General features: G+C 46.7%; 16 protein-coding genes and 1 pseudogene. 15 read left to right on the top strand and 2 right to left on the bottom strand.

Annotation, left to right across the window (positions count from 1 at the left end):
* The first annotated feature begins 290 nt into the window (after positions 1-290).
* Both DHL47_RS02335 and DHL47_RS02330 read left to right on the top strand, forming a co-directional pair.
* A complete protein-coding gene (locus DHL47_RS02335) occupies positions 291-1,802 on the top strand; it encodes a YfcC family protein (protein WP_209550770.1) in 1,512 nt (503 codons plus the stop codon).
* A 20-nt stretch (positions 1,803-1,822) separates the two neighbouring features.
* Positions 1,823-3,157, top strand: a complete 1,335-nt coding sequence (locus DHL47_RS02330; protein ID WP_209550769.1) for a dipeptidase — start codon at positions 1,823-1,825, stop codon at positions 3,155-3,157.
* A gap of 309 nt (positions 3,158-3,466) precedes the next feature.
* Here the strand turns inward: DHL47_RS02330 and DHL47_RS02325 are convergent, their stop codons facing one another.
* The gene (locus tag DHL47_RS02325; protein WP_128836933.1) at positions 3,467-3,937 is read right to left on the bottom strand and encodes an arginine repressor; all 471 of its coding nucleotides are present in this window, start codon (positions 3,935-3,937) and stop codon (positions 3,467-3,469) included.
* 16 nt (positions 3,938-3,953) lie between these two features.
* Positions 3,954-4,982, bottom strand: a complete 1,029-nt coding sequence (gene queA / locus DHL47_RS02320; RefSeq protein WP_209550781.1) for a tRNA preQ1(34) S-adenosylmethionine ribosyltransferase-isomerase QueA — start codon at positions 4,980-4,982, stop codon at positions 3,954-3,956.
* 371 nt (positions 4,983-5,353) lie between these two features.
* On the opposite strand from queA, the gene DHL47_RS02315 reads away from it, so the two are divergent.
* The 13 genes and pseudogenes from DHL47_RS02315 to DHL47_RS02255 form a co-directional block, all read left to right on the top strand.
* Positions 5,354-6,061, top strand: coding sequence for a glucosamine-6-phosphate deaminase (locus DHL47_RS02315; RefSeq protein ID WP_209550768.1), 708 nt, complete (start codon positions 5,354-5,356; stop codon positions 6,059-6,061).
* 105 nt (positions 6,062-6,166) lie between these two features.
* On the top strand, positions 6,167-7,528 hold the full coding sequence (locus DHL47_RS02310; RefSeq protein WP_420853823.1) for a DUF1958 domain-containing protein: 1,362 nt from the start codon (positions 6,167-6,169) through the stop codon (positions 7,526-7,528).
* Between the two features lie 704 nt (positions 7,529-8,232).
* Positions 8,233-9,672, top strand: a complete 1,440-nt coding sequence (locus DHL47_RS02305; protein ID WP_209550767.1) for a 6-phospho-beta-glucosidase — start codon at positions 8,233-8,235, stop codon at positions 9,670-9,672.
* A 247-nt stretch (positions 9,673-9,919) separates the two neighbouring features.
* Positions 9,920-10,237, top strand: coding sequence for a PTS cellobiose transporter subunit IIB (locus DHL47_RS02300; protein WP_128836929.1), 318 nt, complete (start codon positions 9,920-9,922; stop codon positions 10,235-10,237).
* Between the two features lie 42 nt (positions 10,238-10,279).
* Positions 10,280-12,274, top strand: a complete 1,995-nt coding sequence (locus DHL47_RS02295) for a BglG family transcription antiterminator (RefSeq protein ID WP_209550766.1) — start codon at positions 10,280-10,282, stop codon at positions 12,272-12,274.
* A gap of 242 nt (positions 12,275-12,516) precedes the next feature.
* Positions 12,517-12,843, top strand: a complete 327-nt coding sequence (locus tag DHL47_RS02290; RefSeq protein ID WP_128836927.1) for a PTS cellobiose transporter subunit IIA — start codon at positions 12,517-12,519, stop codon at positions 12,841-12,843.
* 10 nt (positions 12,844-12,853) lie between these two features.
* Complete coding sequence (locus DHL47_RS02285; RefSeq protein ID WP_209550765.1) at positions 12,854-13,354, top strand: hypothetical protein; 501 nt, start codon at positions 12,854-12,856, stop codon at positions 13,352-13,354.
* A gap of 39 nt (positions 13,355-13,393) precedes the next feature.
* Entirely contained in the window at positions 13,394-14,749 is a 1,356-nt protein-coding gene (celB, locus tag DHL47_RS02280) for a PTS cellobiose transporter subunit IIC (protein WP_209550764.1), read from the top strand.
* Between the two features lie 119 nt (positions 14,750-14,868).
* Positions 14,869-15,819, top strand: coding sequence for a competence protein CoiA (locus DHL47_RS02275; protein WP_128836924.1), 951 nt, complete (start codon positions 14,869-14,871; stop codon positions 15,817-15,819).
* A 170-nt stretch (positions 15,820-15,989) separates the two neighbouring features.
* On the top strand, positions 15,990-16,370 hold the full coding sequence (locus DHL47_RS02270) for a DUF1310 family protein (protein WP_209550763.1): 381 nt from the start codon (positions 15,990-15,992) through the stop codon (positions 16,368-16,370).
* An 8-nt stretch (positions 16,371-16,378) separates the two neighbouring features.
* Entirely contained in the window at positions 16,379-16,669 is a 291-nt protein-coding gene (locus DHL47_RS02265; RefSeq protein ID WP_245335521.1) for a hypothetical protein, read from the top strand.
* Positions 16,670-16,786: 117 nt separating this feature from the next.
* Positions 16,787-17,173 carry a DUF1310 family protein gene (locus tag DHL47_RS02260; RefSeq protein WP_209550762.1) on the top strand — a complete coding sequence of 129 codons (387 nt, stop codon included), beginning with the start codon at positions 16,787-16,789 and terminating at the stop codon, positions 17,171-17,173.
* Between the two features lies 1 nt (position 17,174).
* A pseudogene (locus tag DHL47_RS02255) lies at positions 17,175-17,450 on the top strand (hypothetical protein); the annotation flags it as partial.
* Positions 17,451-17,569: the final 119 nt, after the last annotated feature.

Here is a 17,569-nt window from a genome sequence, read left to right as displayed (position 1 = left end):
AAAGAACTCCAAACAAATCAAAGAGTTTGCCTTATTCCTCTGGACTGTTAGAGCAAACCAAGCTAACGGCGCAAAAAAAGACAAACTAAATGGCCAAACCATTCGTTTTCCTTCTATCCTACCTAAGATGGAAAGCTTTTCCTGAAAATTTTTCTTTATTTTCAAAAAACAGTGGTTTTTTGAATATTAATATGGTAAAATAAGCATAAGAAGAAAACGTTTTCCTGTTTGCTCATGCAGGGAGGCAGTAGGTTTTAGACCTCGTGAAAACATTTAGGAGGAAAAAACAAATGAGTGAAAAAGCAAAAAAAGGGTTTAAGATGCCTTCATCTTATACCGTCTTGATTCTCATCATTGCCATAATGGCAATCTTGACTTGGATTATCCCAGCGGGTGCCTTTGTAGAAGGTGTTTACCAAAAACAAGCGCAGAATCCGCAGGGGATTTGGGATGTACTCATGGCGCCTATTCGGGCCATGCTGGGGACCAACCCAGAAGAAGGTTCGCTGATCAAAGCGACCAGCGCAGCGATTGATGTATCCTTCTTCATTCTCATGGTCGGCGGTTTCCTAGGCGTTGTCAATGAAACAGGCGCTCTTGATGTAGGAATCGCCTCTATCGTGAAGAAATACAAGGGCCGTGAAAAGATGCTGATCATCGTCCTGATGCCGCTCTTTGCCCTTGGCGGTACCACCTATGGTATGGGTGAGGAAACTATGGCCTTCTACCCGCTTTTGGTACCGGTGATGATGGCAGTTGGTTTTGACAGCCTGACCGGGGTAGCCATTATCCTGCTTGGATCGCAAATCGGCTGCTTGGCCTCTACCCTCAATCCGTTTGCGACCGGTATCGCATCCGCAACAGCCGGAGTCGGTACGGGTGATGGGATTATCCTGCGCTTGATTTTCTGGTTTGTCATGACCGTTCTCAGCACATGGTTTGTCTACCGCTATGCGGATAAGATTCAGAAAGATCCGACCAAGTCACTGGTTTACAGCACCCGTGAGGAAGATTTGAAGCACTTTAACGTTGAAACTTCTTCAGCTGTGGAGTCAACGCTGAGCAAAAAACAAAGAATCGTCTTGGTGCTCTTCATTTTGACCTTTGTCCTTATGGTCTTGAGTTTCATTCCTTGGACAAACCTTGGCATTACGATTTTTAAAGACTTTAATACTTGGCTGACCGGTCTTCCTGTTCTGGGCAAGATTATCGGATCCTCTACCTCAGCGCTTGGCACCTGGTACTTCCCAGAAGGTGCGATGCTCTTTGCCTTCATGGGCGTGCTGATTGGTATCGTCTATGGTCTCAAGGAAGACAAGATTATCTCTGCCTTTATGAACGGTGCAGCTGACCTGCTCAGTGTGGCGCTGATTGTAGCCATTGCCCGCGGTATCCAAGTCATCATGAATGACGGTATGATTACCGATACCATCCTCAACTGGGGCAAACAAGGCCTGAGCGGTCTGTCATCACAAGTCTTTATCGTTCTGACTTATATCTTCTACCTGCCAATGTCCTTCCTTATTCCATCATCATCTGGTCTGGCCAGTGCGACGATGGGGATTATGGCGCCGCTGGGAGAGTTTGTCAATGTTAAGCCAAGTTTGATTATCACGGCTTACCAATCCGCTTCAGGCGTGCTCAATCTGGTGGCTCCGACCTCCGGTATCGTGATGGGAGCGCTGGCTCTTGGCCGCATTAATATCGGCACTTGGTGGAAATTTGTCGGCAAGCTGGTTGTTGGAATCATTGTTATCAGTATCCTGCTCCTGCTTTTGGGCACTTTCCTGCCATTCTTATAAGCCGACAGTGAGGTGATTCTATGAAAAATGTTGTGACAGAAAAGATGAAAGAAGATTTTCTTGAATCTTTGAAAACCCTCATTTCCTATCCTTCTGTACTGAATGAAGGTCAAAATGGAACACCTTTTGGACAGGCAATCCAAGATGTCCTGGAAAAAACTTTAGAGATTTGCCGAGAGTTGGGATTTACCACTTATCTCGACCCTAAAGGTTATTACGGATATGCAGAAATCGGTCAGGGAGCTCAGCTCCTGGCCGTTCTCTGTCATTTGGATGTTGTTCCATCAGGTGATGAGGCAGACTGGCGGACACCGCCCTTTGAAGCCACCGTCAAGGATGGCTGGATTTTTGGCCGCGGTGTTCAGGATGACAAGGGACCGTCGCTGGCTGCTCTTTATGCGGTGAAAGCTCTGCTGGATGCCGGAGTGGAGTTTAAAAAGCGGGTCCGCTTTATCTTTGGGACGGACGAAGAGACGCTCTGGCGCTGTATGGGGAGATACAATGAATTGGAAGAAAAGGCAACGCTTAGTTTCGCTCCAGACTCTTCCTTCCCTTTGACCTACGCTGAAAAAGGTCTTTTACAGGTCAAGCTGCATGGACCAGGTTCTGATCTTACCAAGCTTGAGGCTGGTGCTGCTTTTAATGTCGTACCAGCAAAAGCTAGCTATCAGGGGCCTTTCTTGGAGAAAGTGATTGCAGGACTAAGAGCAACAGGCTTTGAATACGAAGTATCAGCTAATCAGGTGACGGTTCTTGGGGTTCCAAAACATGCTAAAGATGCTGCTGAAGGGGTTAATGCAATTGTTCGACTGGCTAAAGTCCTCCAAGTTCTCGCTCCCCACCCTGCTTTAGCTTTTATTGCTGAAGCTGTAGGAGAAGATGCAACAGGAGCCCACTTGTTTGGTCCGGTTTCAGATGAGCCGTCAGGAAATTTATCTTTTAATATTGCGGGATTGACAGTCAGTCCTGAAGAATCAGAAATCCGAATTGATATTCGCATTCCTGTTTTAGCAGATAAAGAAAAATTAGTTCAAACACTGACAAACAAGGCGTCAGATTATCGTTTGGTTTATGAGGAGTTTGATTATCTAGCACCCTTATATGTGCCAAAAGACAGTGAGCTGGTCAGCACCTTGATGTCCATTTATCAGGAAAAGACCGGAGATCAGAGTCCGGCCATGTCTTCAGGCGGAGCGACCTTTGCCCGCACGATGCCCAACTGTGTCGCTTTCGGCGCTCTCTTCCCGGGCGCAGTGCAGACAGAGCATCAGGCCAATGAGCGTGCTTCTCTAGAAGATCTGTATCGGGCTATGGATATTTATGCTGAAGCTGTCTGGCGCTTGGCAGGTCGCTAAAGACCTGAGAGACAGTCAGAACCCCCTTACCGGGAAATCGAATCAATCTGTCTGGGTTGTAAAACCTGCTGGCGCTGAAGGTGTCATTTCCTTTATCTTTTCTTGCTTTGTTAGCTGAAGCAGTCCGAGCCTAGAAATAGAAAAGCGAGGTGAGGAGGCTGGGGATAAAGAGCCTTGGACAAAAGGGGTTCAAAAAGCAACGACAGAGCCTTTTGCCTGTGTGACCACCGCTTAAGGTCAACTGACTCAGCTACGGTTTCCGAACAAGTCTGCTATAGAAAAAACTGAGGCAAGATGTTGTCTCAGTTTTCATTTGCTAAAGAAAAATGGAGGCGTAAATTCTTTGAGTTTTTCAAAGCAGTCCAGAGCTCCCTGCTTGTCCTCGCAGATGATGAGGCAGACATCATCCCCGCAGACGGTGGCGACGATTTGCGGCAGCTCCAGCGCGTCCAGAATGGCACCGAAGGATTGGGCCAGACCGGGCAGGGTTTTCATGACGACCTGATTTTGAACCGGCCGCAGCATGACCAGAGCATCTTCCATATAGAAGCGCAGCCGCTTTTCCCAGCGGGAGGGAGCGATGCTGTTGATGACGTAGTAGGATGTATCGTTTTCATTGACCTTGACCAGATTGAGGGATTTCATATCGCGGGACAGGGTGGACTGAGTGACGATGACGCCGTTGGCTTCCAGGAGCTCCTGCAGTTCCTGCTGGGTATGGACCTTCTTCTCCATGATCAGGGAGCGGATCAGACGATGTCTGCTTTCGATTTTATTCATAACATTCACCTTTTTATTATTTGATAAACATGGCATCGCCAAAACTGAAGAAGCGATAGTGCTCAGCAATGGCATGCTCATAAGCTTCAAGCGTTAAGGAGCGTCCGGCAAAGGCGGAGACTAGCATGACCAGAGTAGACTTGGGCAGGTGGAAGTTGGTCGAAAAGGCATCAACAATTTTCCAGTCATAGCCCGGCTTGATAAAGATATTGGTCCAGCCCGAATCGGCCCGGATTTCTCCGCCAAACTTGCTGCCGATGCTTTCCAGAGTACGGATTGAGGTGGTCCCTACCGCAATGATGCGTCCGCCCTGAGCCTTGACCTGCCGCAGGCTTTCGGCAGCTTCCTCAGACAGGCTGTAGAATTCCGAGTGCATCTCATGCTCCTCCAGATTGTCTGCAGATACCGGCCTGAAGGTTCCCAGCCCCACATGCAGGGTCAGATAGATCAGCTTTACACCCTTGGCAGCAATTTTCTCCAGCAGCTCTTCTGTGAAATGAAGGCCAGCCGTCGGGGCAGCAGCGGAGCCATTTTCCTTGGCATAAACGGTCTGGTAGCGTTCGCGGTCCTCTAGTTTTTCATGGATATAGGGCGGCAGGGGCATCTCTCCCAGGCTTTCCAGAACTTCCAAAAAAATTCCTTGATAGTCAAAGCGCACGATGCGGCCGCCATGCTCCAGTTCTTCGATAATAGTGGCTGTCAGGCGGCCGTCGCCAAAGCTTATCTTGGCACCGGCTCTCAGGCGTTTGGCTGGCTTGGCCAGGACCTCCCAGTCGTCGCCCTCTCTATTTTTCAGCAGCAGCAGCTCAGCATGGCCGCCGGTTTCAGGCTTAGTGCCATAGAGGCGAGCCGGCAGGACCCGTGTATTGTTCATGACCAGTGCATCGCCGGGATGGAGCTGGTCGATAATGCTGTCAAAATGCTGGTCAGAAAACTCACCGCTGGCACGGTCTACAATCAGGAGGCGCGAGGCATCGCGTTTCTCTAAGGGGGTCTGGGCAATCAATTCCTCAGGCAGGTCAAAGTCAAAATCTGCGGTATTCATCATTTCTCCTTGGCAGTCAGGCTCAGCAAGGCAGCAAGCAAAAAGGGGGCTGTTTGCTCATAAAGCTCCCGGTCCGAACCTTGCTATGGTCTTGTCAGAGGCGGCCCTAGAGGGCTTGCTCATACTCCAACGATGAGAGTTCTCCTCTTCAGACTGTTGCTGCTGACGATGTGTGAATTTACATAGAAAGAGCAGTAAAGGCCTGTTTAAAACAAGAACATAGTTTTTGCAAATATGATTCTATTATATCATGATTTCGCTGTAAAATAGTTAGGAAAATAAAAAAATCTGTCCGTTTTACTGCAATTTTTTCTTGACAAAAATTGGTCTATACCATATAATGGAATTAAGAAACAATCAGGAGGAATACGATGAAAATTATTCAAGTTGAACATCAGGAAGAAGGCGGAAAAGTCGCTTTTGAGCTGCTAAAAGACAAGCTGGCTCAGGGAGCAAAAACATTGGGGCTGGCCACAGGCAGCAGTCCGGTAGAATTTTACAAACAGATTGTAGCAAGTGATGTGGACTTTTCGGAGATGACCAGTGTCAATCTAGATGAATATGTCGGTCTGGAAGCAGACAATCCTCAGTCTTACCGCTATTTCATGGACCAGCATCTCTTTTTGCAAAAGCCTTTCAAGGAAAGCTTCCTGCCTAACGGCGTTGCAGCCGATACAGAGGCAGAAGTACAGCGCTACAATCGTATCTTGGCAGAGCATCCGGCTGACCTGCAGATTTTGGGAATTGGTACCAATGGCCATATCGGTTTCAATGAGCCGGGCACCAGCTTTGACAGTTTGGCCCATGTGGTGGACTTGGATCCGTCAACGATTGAGGCCAATGCCCGCTTCTTTGATAAAATTGAAGATGTGCCGACGCAGGCTTATTCAATGGGGATCCGCAACATTCTCAATGCCAAGTCCATCATCCTCTTTGCCTACGGTGCGGCCAAAGCTCGAGCGATTGCCGGAACGGTAAATGGAGAAGTGACAGAAATGCTGCCGGGCAGTGTTCTGCAGCGGCACGATGATGTCGTGATTATAGCAGATAAGGAAGCGCTGAGTCTGGTAGAAGCATAAGTTTTGATTTCCTATCTATTTTTAGGTAGGAATTTTTACATTTATGCTGAATTCTGTCAAAAATATGTTATACTTAGAAGGTAGAATTTTTCTTTGGAGGAACTTGTGAAAAAAGCTCTTTTACTCCTAGGATTACTAGGTTTAAGCCTGATGGCACCTGTGACTGCTGCGGCAGACGAATTGGTAGACATGGCGCAGAAACTGTATCCCAACGACAATGTTCAGGCTATTAACCGCCCTAAGTCATCCTTGATTATCGATGGCAATACGGGCGATGTTCTTTGGCAGGATAACATTGATGAAATTCGCGATCCGGCCAGCATGAGCAAGCTCATGACGCTGTATCTGGTTTTTGAAGCCATTAAAGAAGGGAAAATCAGCGAAGATACAGTCATCACAGCGACTCCGCAGGATCAGGCCATTGCCAGCATCTATGAGATCTCCAATAATAAAATCAGGGCCGGAGTAGACTATACGGTGGCGGAGCTCATTACCATGACGGCGGTGCCTTCCTCCAATGCGACGACTGTCATGCTGGCCAACTATCTCTCTGACAATGATCCGGATGCCTTTTTGGACAGGATGAATGCCAAAGCTCAGGAACTGGGCATGACCAATACCCTGTGGTTCAATGCCAGTGGTGCGGCAGCCGTTTCCTTTAAAGGCTACTACAATCCACAGAACTATGACAACTTCGCCAGCAATCAGACGACTGCCCGTGATTTAGGGATTTTGGCTTACAACTTTGTCAAAAATTATCCGGGGATCCTCAATTATACCAATAAAGCCAAGGTCACTGTCAAGGAAGGCACTGCAAATGAAGAAACCTTTGAGACCTATAACTACTCTCTGCCGGGTGCAAAATACGGCATCGAAGGGGTAGACGGTCTGAAAACGGGCTCTAGCCCTAATGGTGCCTTTAACTACATCGCGACAATCAAGCGTGGCAATCAGCGCATGATTGCGGTGATTATGGGGGTCGGTGACTGGTCAGATCAGGACGGCGAGTATTACCGCCATCCTTTCGGCAATGCCTTGATTGAGAAGGCTTATGCGGACTATGAGTACAAGAAGATGCTTCCTAAGGGAGAGCAGGAAATCGATGGACAGAAGTACAAGCTGCCCGAAGATTTCTATGCGACCGTTAAAAAGGGCAGCAAGCCCAAGCTGAAAGTTGAAAATGATGTGCTCCGATCTGAAAATGAGCTGACAACCCTGTCGGACCATGTTTCCGATGGCATGCAGGTGGAAAAGGTCGATCAGTCCATCACCAAGGCCATCCAAGATGTTGCCAGCGGTAAGAATGAGGGCAAGGCCTGGTATACGCTTTTGATCAGCGACAAGCTGCTGATTCTCCTGCCGGTCGGTATTTTGCTTCTGATTCTTTACTTTGAATACCGCAGCCGCAAGAAACGCGAAGCTATGAAGCAGGCGCGCCGCAGACGCATCGACTGGGAAGAGGAATGATAAGAATCAAAGCTAAGGGACTATGTTTCCGGCCTACAGAAAAAGATAAGTTCTGATGAAGAGCTTATCTGAGACTGAAGACAAAGTTATCCAAAGTCTTTCTTTAAGTGAGTGCGGACGGTAGCGACTTCCTTCGGAATTCCATACCTAAGATTTGAGCCTAAAGTCTCAAATCTTCCGAGCGCCTGAAACTAAAGAGTTTCAGGCGCTTTTCTCACAGCGGAAAGACTTGGTTGATCTTTGTTTAAATTATAGCAATGAGCTTTTTCTTAATTCTTACAAAGAATTAAGAAAATTTTTACAAAGAAAATGGAATTTGTCTACGTTCTGAGATAAGTTCTGATGAAGAGCTTATCTTTTTTTCTTGTGTTGAGATTTTTTGCTTCATTTCTTAAGATTATCGTTATTTCGTTTATCTTTTATTCTGTCGTTAACTCGCCTTGCTTAACAGTCCGGGGGAGTGAAAAGGATTCCTACCCTTCCCTGCTTTTCAATTTCTGGGCAGAGGCTGAAAAGTTCTCCTGAATTTTCTCTGCCTAGACTACTGGAGCTGATATGGGTTGAAGAAGTTTTCGAAGAGTCTTTTGTTTTTGCAAAGAAATTCAGAGCTGAATGTTTCCGTTTTAATACGGAAATTCTTGCCATTCAAAAAAGCGTTTTCTTATTCTATAATAATAGTATCAAAAATCAGGAGGACTGTATCTATGTCAACTTTTAAAGACGGATTTCTCTGGGGCGGCGCCGTTGCAGCCCACCAGCTGGAAGGCGGCTGGCAGGAAGGCGGAAAAGGCATCAGCGTGGCAGATGTCATGACAGCGGCCCGCCATGGAGTGCCCCGCGAGATTACTCCCGGCGTCCAGCCCGGCAAGTATTATCCCAACCATGAAGCCATTGATTTTTATCATCGCTACAAGGGTGATATTGCCCTCTTTGCGGAGATGGGCTTTAAGTGCTTCCGGACATCCATTGCCTGGACCCGGATTTTTCCTAAGGGCGATGAGACGGAGCCTAATGAAGCAGGGCTGCAGTTCTATGATGATCTCTTCGATGAATGCCTCAAATACGGCATTGAGCCAGTCATTACCCTGTCCCACTTTGAAATGCCTTATCATCTGGTAACTGACTACGGCGGCTGGAAGAACCGCAAGGTTATTGATTTCTTTGTCCGCTTTGCCCAAGTGGTCTTTGAGCGTTACAAGAATAAGGTCAAATACTGGATGACTTTCAATGAAATCAATAATCAGGCCAATTATCAGGAAGATTTTGCACCTTTCACCAACTCGGGCATTGTCTATCAGGAGGGTGACGACCGCGAGGCTATCATGTATCAGGCAGCTCACTACGAGCTGGTAGCTTCTGCGCGTGCAGTCAGCATCGGGCATCAAATCAATCCGGATTTCCAAATCGGCTGTATGATTGCCATGTGTCCGATTTACCCAGCAACCTGCAATCCTAAGGACGTGCTTATGGCTATGAAAGCCATGCAGAAGCGCTACTACTTCACTGATGTTCACGTTTTTGGCAAGTATCCGGAGCACATTCTCAAATATTGGGAAAGAAAAGGCATCCAGATTGACTTTACTGAGCAGGACCAAGAAGACCTGCTGGCAGGTCCGGTTGACTACATCGGCTTTAGCTACTACATGTCCTTTGCCATCGACTCCCATCGGGGAAATAATCCTTACTTTGACTATGTTGAAACGGAAGATTTAGTGAAAAATAACTATGTCAAGGCTTCAGAATGGGACTGGCAGATTGACCCTGAGGGGCTGCGTTATGCCCTCAACTGGTTCACTGACCATTACCACCTGCCTCTCTTTATCGTGGAAAATGGCTTTGGCGCTATTGACCAAGTGGAAGCAGACGGTATGGTGCATGACGACTATCGGATCGACTATCTGGGCGCCCACATCCGCGAGATGAAAAAAGCTGTGGTCGAAGACGGCGTGGACCTTATGGGCTACACTCCTTGGGGCTGTATTGACTTGGTGTCGGCTGGTACGGGTGAAATGCGCAAGCGTTACGGTTTCATCTATGTGGATAAGGACGATGAGGGTCAGGGCACTTATGAACGCTCAGCGAAGAAGTCCTTTGCTTGGTACAAGGAAGTGATTGCGACAAATGGGGCTTCGGTGGATGAATAGTCTTTGATAATCAAAAGCGAGATTCGTTAAGCCTGAGAAGCTGTTGAAGGTGACGGATAAGGGTATGCGGTTCCCGATTTTCGTTAAGCCCGGAGACTGTTGGGGCGAATAGCCGCTATCATTTGAGAAAAAAGCTTTAGCAATGAGAATGGTTTTCCGTTTCAATCCGGAAAAAGACAAGATGGCCTTTGGTAACGTTTTCATTTATAATAAAAGTGTCAATTTATTTTATAAGGAGAAAAATCTTATGGCAAAAGCATTAATTATCTGTGCAGCAGGAATGTCATCTTCTCTTATGGCTAAGAAAACCACAGAATTCCTGAAGAATAAAGGGGAAGATATCGAAGTAGATGCCATCAGCGCAACGGAAGGCGGCAAGGCTATTGCAGCAGCAGACTTTGATCTGTATCTCATCAGCCCGCAGACCAAGATGTACTATAAACAGTTTGAAGAAGCAGCAGCAAAGGTTGGCAAGCCAATCGCGCAAATCCCTCCGCAGGCTTATATTCCGATTCCGATGGGGATTGAAAAAATGGCCAGCTTGATCAAGGAGAACATTGGATAGTATAATAGGGTGGTTATTTTATGGACCAAAGGAGGAAGAGGAGTGCTGCATCAAAAAGAAAAGCAGATTCTCCAGTATTTGCTGGACAATCCGGACCAATTCATCACCAGCATGGAATTGGCTGCACATCTATCCTGTTCAGACAGAACCATCAGAAACTACCTTAAAAATTTAATGGAGGCAGACCCTGAGCAGACCGGCTGGGCTATTACAGCAAAGCAGGGCTATGGCTATCAGCTGACCATCAGCGATAAAGAAGTGTACCAGGACTTTCTCAAAGCGGAAGTATTGCTGGAAGCGGCACCGACCAGTTTTGAAGGTAGGGAGGACCGCTATAATTACATCTTGAATAAACTTCTCTTTGAGCAGCAGGAAATCTTTTTTGACGATTTGGTGGGCGAGCTGTATGTCAGCCGCTCTACCCTGTCTTCTGATTTTAAGAAAATCAGGCAGGATTTGGCCAAATATGATTTGCTGATTGAAAGCAAGGCCAAGCGCGGGGTCTATGTCAAGGGCAGCGAGCGCAATATCCGCCGCTTTATCATGGACTATTTTTTCCGCGACAATTTCTTTCAGGTTTTGCAGCATTATATCAATATTGAGCTTCCCGGCCGGCCAATCGGTCTGGAGGAACTGACGATTATCGTTCTGGATGAGTGCCGTGAGGGACAGCTGCGCCTGTCGGACTTTGCGATTCAGAATTTGGTCATCCACATCGCTCTTTCTCTCAAGAGGATTGGCGAAGGGTTTCACATCAATCGGCTGGACAGCTGGAATTGCTCAGGCTGTGTTCGGGAAAGACAGATTGCTCAGAAGATTTTAGAGCGGGTCCACTTAGCGACTGGAATGGTCTTTCCTGCAGAAGAAGTGGACTATATCACCCTGCATCTGATTTCCAAGGCCAGTCTGCAGCAGGTCAGCAGTCAGGAAGAAAGTGATGTGGCAGAGCAGCTGCGCTCTCAGCTGACAGCTGCCTTGGAGGAGCAGGAGAGATTCGGCGGTCAGCCCTTTGCCAGTGATTTTCAGCTGGTGGAAGGGCTGCTGGCCCACCTCTCGACCCTGCTGATCCGTCTGAAAAATCATGTCAAAATGACCAATCCGCTCTTGGCGGACATTCGGGAGCATGATGCCGGAGTATTAGAAATGACCAGAGCAATTCTGACAGCTATGCCTCTCTTTTCCAAGCAGGAAGGCTTGTCCGAGGATGAAATTGCCTATGTAGCTCTGCATTTTATGGCGGCTCTGGAGCGGCTCAGAGAGAAGCAGAAGTTTAATATTTTGATCATCTGCGCGACCGGTTACGGTTCGGCCCAGATGCTGCGCAATCGGATAGCTAATGAGCTGGGCAATCTGGTCCATATCGTTGATGTCATCGGCTATTATGAGCTGAATGATGAGCGGCTGCAGCATATTGATTTCATTATTTCTTCTATCGACCTGTCCAATCTGCTGTTCAGTCTGCCGGTCTTTACCGTCAGTATTTTCCTCAAGGCTGATGAAGTCAGGGACATCAAGCATAAGATTGCTTGTTTAAAGCCAATCAGCGGCTGTGAAATAGACCGGCAGCCGCCTCAATCGTCTGCGGAGCTGGAAAAGCTGTTTGATGATTATTTTTCAGAAGCTTGCTTTGCAGTCTATGAGCAGACGGATAAGGAAGCCGTCTTGACAGACTTGCTGGGCAGAATGGCAGTTGGAGAGGGGCCGGATTTTCCGGGTCGGATCTGCAGCCTGATGGAGCAGCGCGAGCGCATGAGCTCTATCATCTTTTCTGACAGCATAGCAGTGCCTCATCCTATACAGGCCTGTGCGAAAAGACATCGAATCGCTGCAGCCTTGATTCCTTCCGGTCTCGCTTGGTCGCAGAACCATCCGCATATTCGTCTGGTTTTTCTGGTGTCGCCGTCTATTTACGGCAATAACGGCATGGCCCAGCTGACAGCAAAAATTGTAGATCTGCTGGAGCAGCCAGATTTAGAGGATCAGATTGTAAACTGCAAAAATTTTGCAGCTTTCAAAGAACTATTTTTAAGCATTTAGAAAAAAGCCGGCTCAAGCAAGAAAGGCTTTGCTGTCGGGCGGTTTCAGACTCTTCGAGCATCTCCGCCTCCCGCCTTCAAGAGCCAGAGCCTGGAAATATGAAGGCGAGGGGAGTTCAGGGGAGCTTTTCAGCTTCATCCTGATTTTCTTTCAGTATCAAAACTCGAAAGCGGGCTGGAAAGCTGTAGTTGGAGAGGGTCTGACCCACCGCCCTTCAACGGAAAAGAAAGGAAACAGTGCCTATGAATCAAGAAGAACTGCAGGTTGCTGCGTTTGAGATTATTCTCCACAGCGGAACTGCCCGAACGATTGTTCACGAAGCCTTTGCAGACATGCGCCAAGGGCTTTATGAGGAAGCGGCTGATAAGCTGGAGGCCTCCAATGCCTCCCTGCTGGAAGCCCACCATGCCCAAACCAAGCTCCTGCAGGATTATGCCGGCGGAGCTGAAATCAAAATCGAAATCATCATGGTGCATGCTCAGGACCACCTTATGACAACCATGACCCTGCGTGAGGTGGCATTGGAAATGCTCAGCCTTTATCGCAAGGTGGACCAATCAGAAAGCTAGGAGAAGGAAGATGACAGATAAGGAAAAACGGGAACTGGAAGCTAGAAGAAAAGAAGCGGCCATAAAAAACATGTATTATACACGCTATTTTTCGGTCCGTTATGCGACTGCTTTCTTCTTCTTTGCCAATCTTTACTGGCTGCTCATGCTCTATCTGTCAGAGGCCGGACTGATCTTGCTCCTGCCCCTGTCACAGGCTGCCGCAGCTGCGGTGGCCATGTGGGAGCAGTCTCGGATGTTTACGACTGAGCAGAGAGAAGCTAGATTTACCAGATATTTTTATTATCTGTCTTTGGCTGTCAATCTGCTCCTGCTCTTCTTGCTTCTTTTGGGACAGTATCACGGGTTCTACCCTTTCTTTTCTGTCAGTTCCACCACCGTTCTGTTTCTAACGGTGCTTCTTGCGGCAGGCCTGCTCCTGTCCTTTCTGATGCTGACTAAATTACACCGCATTGCCCACAAGACTGATCAGCAGTATCAGCGCATTCAGCGCTATCTTGCCAACCTTTAATCATGAAGCAAACTCATATATTCAAGAGGAGGATACATAATGAATAAAGTATTTGAGTTCCTAGAAAAATATCTCATGGACCCCATGGGAAAAGTTTCGACCTGGCGGCCGGTTCGGGCCATTGTCGCTGCCGGCATGGCCAGCATTCCCTTCACTATTGTCGGCTCAGCCTTCTTGGTTCTCAGCGTTATTCCGCAGGCCTTTAAGCTGGATTTTATCATTGACTTGTGGGCTGGCTCTTTTGACAAGATTCAGGCCCTGTATCTGCTGGCTTATAAGTGTACAATGGGCATTCTTTCCCTCTATTTTGCGGTCGTCATCGGCTATGAATACACTAAAATTTACGCAGAAGAAGAAGGGCTGAATCTAAACCCTCTAAACGGCGGCCTGCTGTCAGTTTTTGCCTTCTTCCTGACCATTCCCGAGCTTGAGCTGGCCAAAGGTGCGATCAGCGCCGTCAGCAATGAGACCACTGTTACTGGCTGGAAAATCGGCAATGACAGTCTGGACCGCCTTTCCACCTCTGGTATGTTTACAGCCATTCTCATGTCTATTTTGGCTGTCCAGCTGTACCGTCTCTGTGTCAAGAAAAGCTGGATTATTAAGATGCCTGAAGCTGTTCCGGAAGGGGTATCTCGCTCATTCACTGCCTTGATCCCAGGCTTTGTCATCGCCTTTGTGGTCTTGCTGATTAATGGAGTCTTCATTCTCTTTGGAACCGATATTTATAAGGTTATTGCGATTCCATTTGCCTTTGTAACCCATATCACCAATACTTGGCTGGGAATCGTTGTGATTTACCTGCTGGTCCATGCGCTCTGGATTGTCGGAATCCACGGTGCCAATATCGTTATGGGCTTGGTCAATCCGATTCTGCTAGCCAACATGGCAGCCAATAAAAACGGACAGTTTATTGCCTTTGCCGGCGAGTTTACCAATTCATATGTCACCATTGGCGGATCTGGTGCGACCTTGCTGCTCTGCTTCTATATTGCTTACCGTGCCAAGTCAGAACAGCTGCGCATGCTAGGCAAGGCCTCTATGGGACCGGCTGTCTTCAATATCAATGAACCGCTGATTTTTGGTCTGCCGATTGTTTATAATCCTGCTTTAACCATTCCATTTATTCTGGCGCCTGTCGTTTCGGCTTCTGTTGGTTACTGGTCGGTTCAGCTTGGCTTTGCCGGCAAGGCTATTGCGCAGACTCCGTGGCCGACACCTGTTGGCTTAGGTGCCTATGTGGGGGCTTCCGGTGCGGGTGCCTTTGGGGCCCTGCTGACTTCCTTAGTCTGTGCCCTTGCAGCCTTTCTAATCTGGTATCCCTTTATCAGAATGTATGATTCCAAACTCTACAAAGAAGAAATGCAGCTAGCAGAAGAAACAACAATCAGCTGATTATTCCTCTGAAGTCCGGATTTATAAAAAGAGAAATTTCTGCGGAAGTTTCTCTTTTTTTGCTACTAAATTACGAATAGATAAGTAAAAGAGAAAACGAGGACAGGGAGGAAAGGATTATGCTGCTTGCGAGAAATGAGAGAGCGCGTTTAGTCAACGCGCTGGAAGAGACGCCAAAGAAGTCTGAGAACTTGTCTTGTCCGGCTTGCGCTGGGGCTGTCCGTTTTAAAAAGGGAAAAATCATGCGGCCGCATTTTGCTCACGTTTCCCTCCGGCAGTGCCAATTTTACAGCGAAAATGAGAGCGCTGAGCACCTGAATCTCAAGGCTGCGCTTTTTCGCTGGGGAGCTGAAAGTCAGAAAATGCAGGTAGAGGCCTTTCTGCCTCAGCTGCAGCAGATGGCGGACCTGCTGGTGAATGATCAGCTGGCGCTGGAAGTCCAGTGCAGCCCTCTCAGCATGGAGCGACTGCAGGAGCGGACGATTTCCTACCGCCAGCATGGTTATCAGGTTCTCTGGCTTTTGGGCCAAAAGCTCTGGCTCAGGGATTCTCTGACTCAGCTGCAGAAAAATCTTCTCTGCTTCAGCCAAAATATGGGCTTTCATCTTTGGGAATTAGATGAAAAGGAGCGGCTGCTGCGGCTGAAATACCTAATCCATGAAGACTTGCATGGCAAGGTGCAGCACAAGACCAGAAACTTTCCTTTTGGTCAAGACCGACTGTTGGATATTCTGCGCCTGCCTTTTCAAAAGCAGGAGATGACGAGCTTTGTGGCCCAGCCGGATCCGCATATCTGCACCTATATTCGCCGTCAGCTCTATTACCAGCAGCCCAGATGGATGCGGCTGCAGGCTCAGCTCTATCAGGCTGGTGATAATCTCCTGACCAAGTCTGCGGAGGATTTCTACCCGCAGGTTCGGCCGGTTCAGGCCTCTTCCTTCTGCCAAATCACTGCAGATCTGACGAGCTACTATCAACAGTTTGAGGACTATTATGCCAATCAGCAGACCAAAACTCTGCAAATTCTCTATCCGCCGGCTTTTTATGAGATGACAAGAGAAAATTGCTAAGTATCGTTAGTTTCCCTTTGACGAATCCATAAACTTTTAGCTATCCTTTCAGTTTTAGAATATTTGAGAATCCTGTATAATATAATAAAGTAATAAGTTAGATATTCAAAAATTCTAAATCTTGCTAATTCAGCTAGCTTTAGAAAATATGAGAAGCGAAAGGAGACATCATGAAGAAAATTTTTGTCATCTTTCTGACTATCATCACGCTCGGTTCAGGCATGTTGTTAGGAGGGTGCAGTATGGTAAACAGTCGGTCAGAAAGAGAAGAAATGATTCGGATTGCGGACAGTAAAAAGATGAAGAAAGCTTTGGAAAATTTTCTCAAAGGTTTAGATTCTAAAGCTTTGACACCAGAAGGAAAGATTAAATCCTATGAAATTCAAAAGGATAAGTTAAAGTATAATCCAATGGGAGGATTGATAATTAAGATTATCATTAACGAAGATGAAAAATTGAACATAAGTATGACTGTGCAGGAGGAAGAGTCAGGTAATTATAGGGTTGCTAGTTATTTTATATCAGAAGACATAAATAAAATAGTTGAGTAGGTGTGAGTATGGAAGATTATATAAATCCGATTGATGGTACGAAGTATACTGATAGACAGCATGTTGATATTTCATTGTTTGAATATGATGAAAATATACATTTTGGGGGAGCTGGAATAGTTGAAAGTGTTGGTTATATCGGCACCGTCTCTCAAATTTACGACAATGTAAATTTCCATGAGGAACAAGTGTTTGTCTTTACCAACAACGGTCAAGGGCCTAAACAATCACCCGTTCCCTACTCGGCTTCGGATGCTAATCGTGCTCAGGTGCATGCGTACAGCGTGCAAGCTGTATAATAGCACTTTCAAAAAAGATAAAAGATAGTATAATAGTATAAATGCGGTTGCGGTTCAGATTTCCCGTTTTCGTTAAGGCGATAGCTTTAACAAAGATGAGAAGTGAAAGGAGCTATCATGAAGAAAATTTTTGTCATTTTTCTGACTATCATCACGCTCAGTTCAGCCATGTTTTTAGGAGGTTGTAGTATGCCAAGCAGTCGGTCGGAAAAAGAAGAAATGATTCGGATTGCGGAAAGCCAGAAATCTAAAAAGTTAATTGAGGAAATGCTAAGGAAGAAAGATCCTGAAGCATTGACAGAAAGAGGGTTAATAAAAAAATATACAATAAATGAAAAAAATCTTAAATATAATCCAATGGGTGGCTTAATAGTTGAGCTTATAATAAACGATGACCCGGAATTAACAATTACCACAACATTGATGGAAGAGTCTGATGGGAAGCTAGAACATGCAGGATACGTGATTTCTGGTGAGCTTGCAAAGAAGTTGAGGGGAGAATGACATGACATATGATAAATCATTTAGTGATAAACAGAAGGTGAAAATTGCTTTGCAAGAATATGAGATAAAAAATGTTAATCAAGAGGTTGAACTAAGTGACGAAACGTACATCGGCACCGTCTCCCAAATTTATGATAATGTACATGGCAATGAAGAGCAGGTCTATGCGCTAACTAATAAAGAAAACGGCTTAACAGAAACTGAAATCAAAGACTCTAATGGGAGTTTGCGTGCGGCTGTCCCCTACTCAGCTTCGGATGCTGAGCGTGCTCAGGTGCATGCGTACAGCGCGCAAGCTGTATAATAGCACTTTCAAAAAAAGATAAAAGATAGTATAATAGTATAAATGCGGTTGCAGTTCAGATTTCCCGTTTTCGTTAAGGCATCAGCTTTAGC

The sequence above is a fragment of the Streptococcus panodentis genome (assembly GCF_017884005.1).
Classification (GTDB): Bacteria; Bacillota; Bacilli; order Lactobacillales; family Streptococcaceae; genus Streptococcus; species Streptococcus panodentis.
The sequence above is the reverse complement of the archived record's forward strand: the minus strand, read 5'-3'. Positions and strand labels throughout refer to the sequence as shown.

Excerpts from the sequence above, each read along its gene's own strand:
- DHL47_RS02335 (WP_209550770.1), top strand. The coding sequence starts at position 291 with ATGAGTGAAAAAGCAAAAAAAGGGTTTAAGATGCCTTCATCTTATACC.
- DHL47_RS02330 (WP_209550769.1), top strand. The coding sequence starts at position 1,823 with ATGAAAAATGTTGTGACAGAAAAGATGAAAGAAGATTTTCTTGAATCT.
- DHL47_RS02325 (WP_128836933.1), bottom strand. The coding sequence starts at position 3,937 with ATGAATAAAATCGAAAGCAGACATCGTCTGATCCGCTCCCTGATCATG.
- queA (WP_209550781.1), bottom strand. The coding sequence starts at position 4,982 with ATGAATACCGCAGATTTTGACTTTGACCTGCCTGAGGAATTGATTGCC.
- DHL47_RS02315 (WP_209550768.1), top strand. The coding sequence starts at position 5,354 with ATGAAAATTATTCAAGTTGAACATCAGGAAGAAGGCGGAAAAGTCGCT.
- DHL47_RS02305 (WP_209550767.1), top strand. The coding sequence starts at position 8,233 with ATGTCAACTTTTAAAGACGGATTTCTCTGGGGCGGCGCCGTTGCAGCC.
- DHL47_RS02300 (WP_128836929.1), top strand. The coding sequence starts at position 9,920 with ATGGCAAAAGCATTAATTATCTGTGCAGCAGGAATGTCATCTTCTCTT.
- DHL47_RS02290 (WP_128836927.1), top strand. The coding sequence starts at position 12,517 with ATGAATCAAGAAGAACTGCAGGTTGCTGCGTTTGAGATTATTCTCCAC.
- DHL47_RS02285 (WP_209550765.1), top strand. The coding sequence starts at position 12,854 with ATGACAGATAAGGAAAAACGGGAACTGGAAGCTAGAAGAAAAGAAGCG.
- celB (WP_209550764.1), top strand. The coding sequence starts at position 13,394 with ATGAATAAAGTATTTGAGTTCCTAGAAAAATATCTCATGGACCCCATG.
- DHL47_RS02275 (WP_128836924.1), top strand. The coding sequence starts at position 14,869 with ATGCTGCTTGCGAGAAATGAGAGAGCGCGTTTAGTCAACGCGCTGGAA.
- DHL47_RS02270 (WP_209550763.1), top strand. The coding sequence starts at position 15,990 with ATGAAGAAAATTTTTGTCATCTTTCTGACTATCATCACGCTCGGTTCA.
- DHL47_RS02265 (WP_245335521.1), top strand. The coding sequence starts at position 16,379 with ATGGAAGATTATATAAATCCGATTGATGGTACGAAGTATACTGATAGA.
- DHL47_RS02260 (WP_209550762.1), top strand. The coding sequence starts at position 16,787 with ATGAAGAAAATTTTTGTCATTTTTCTGACTATCATCACGCTCAGTTCA.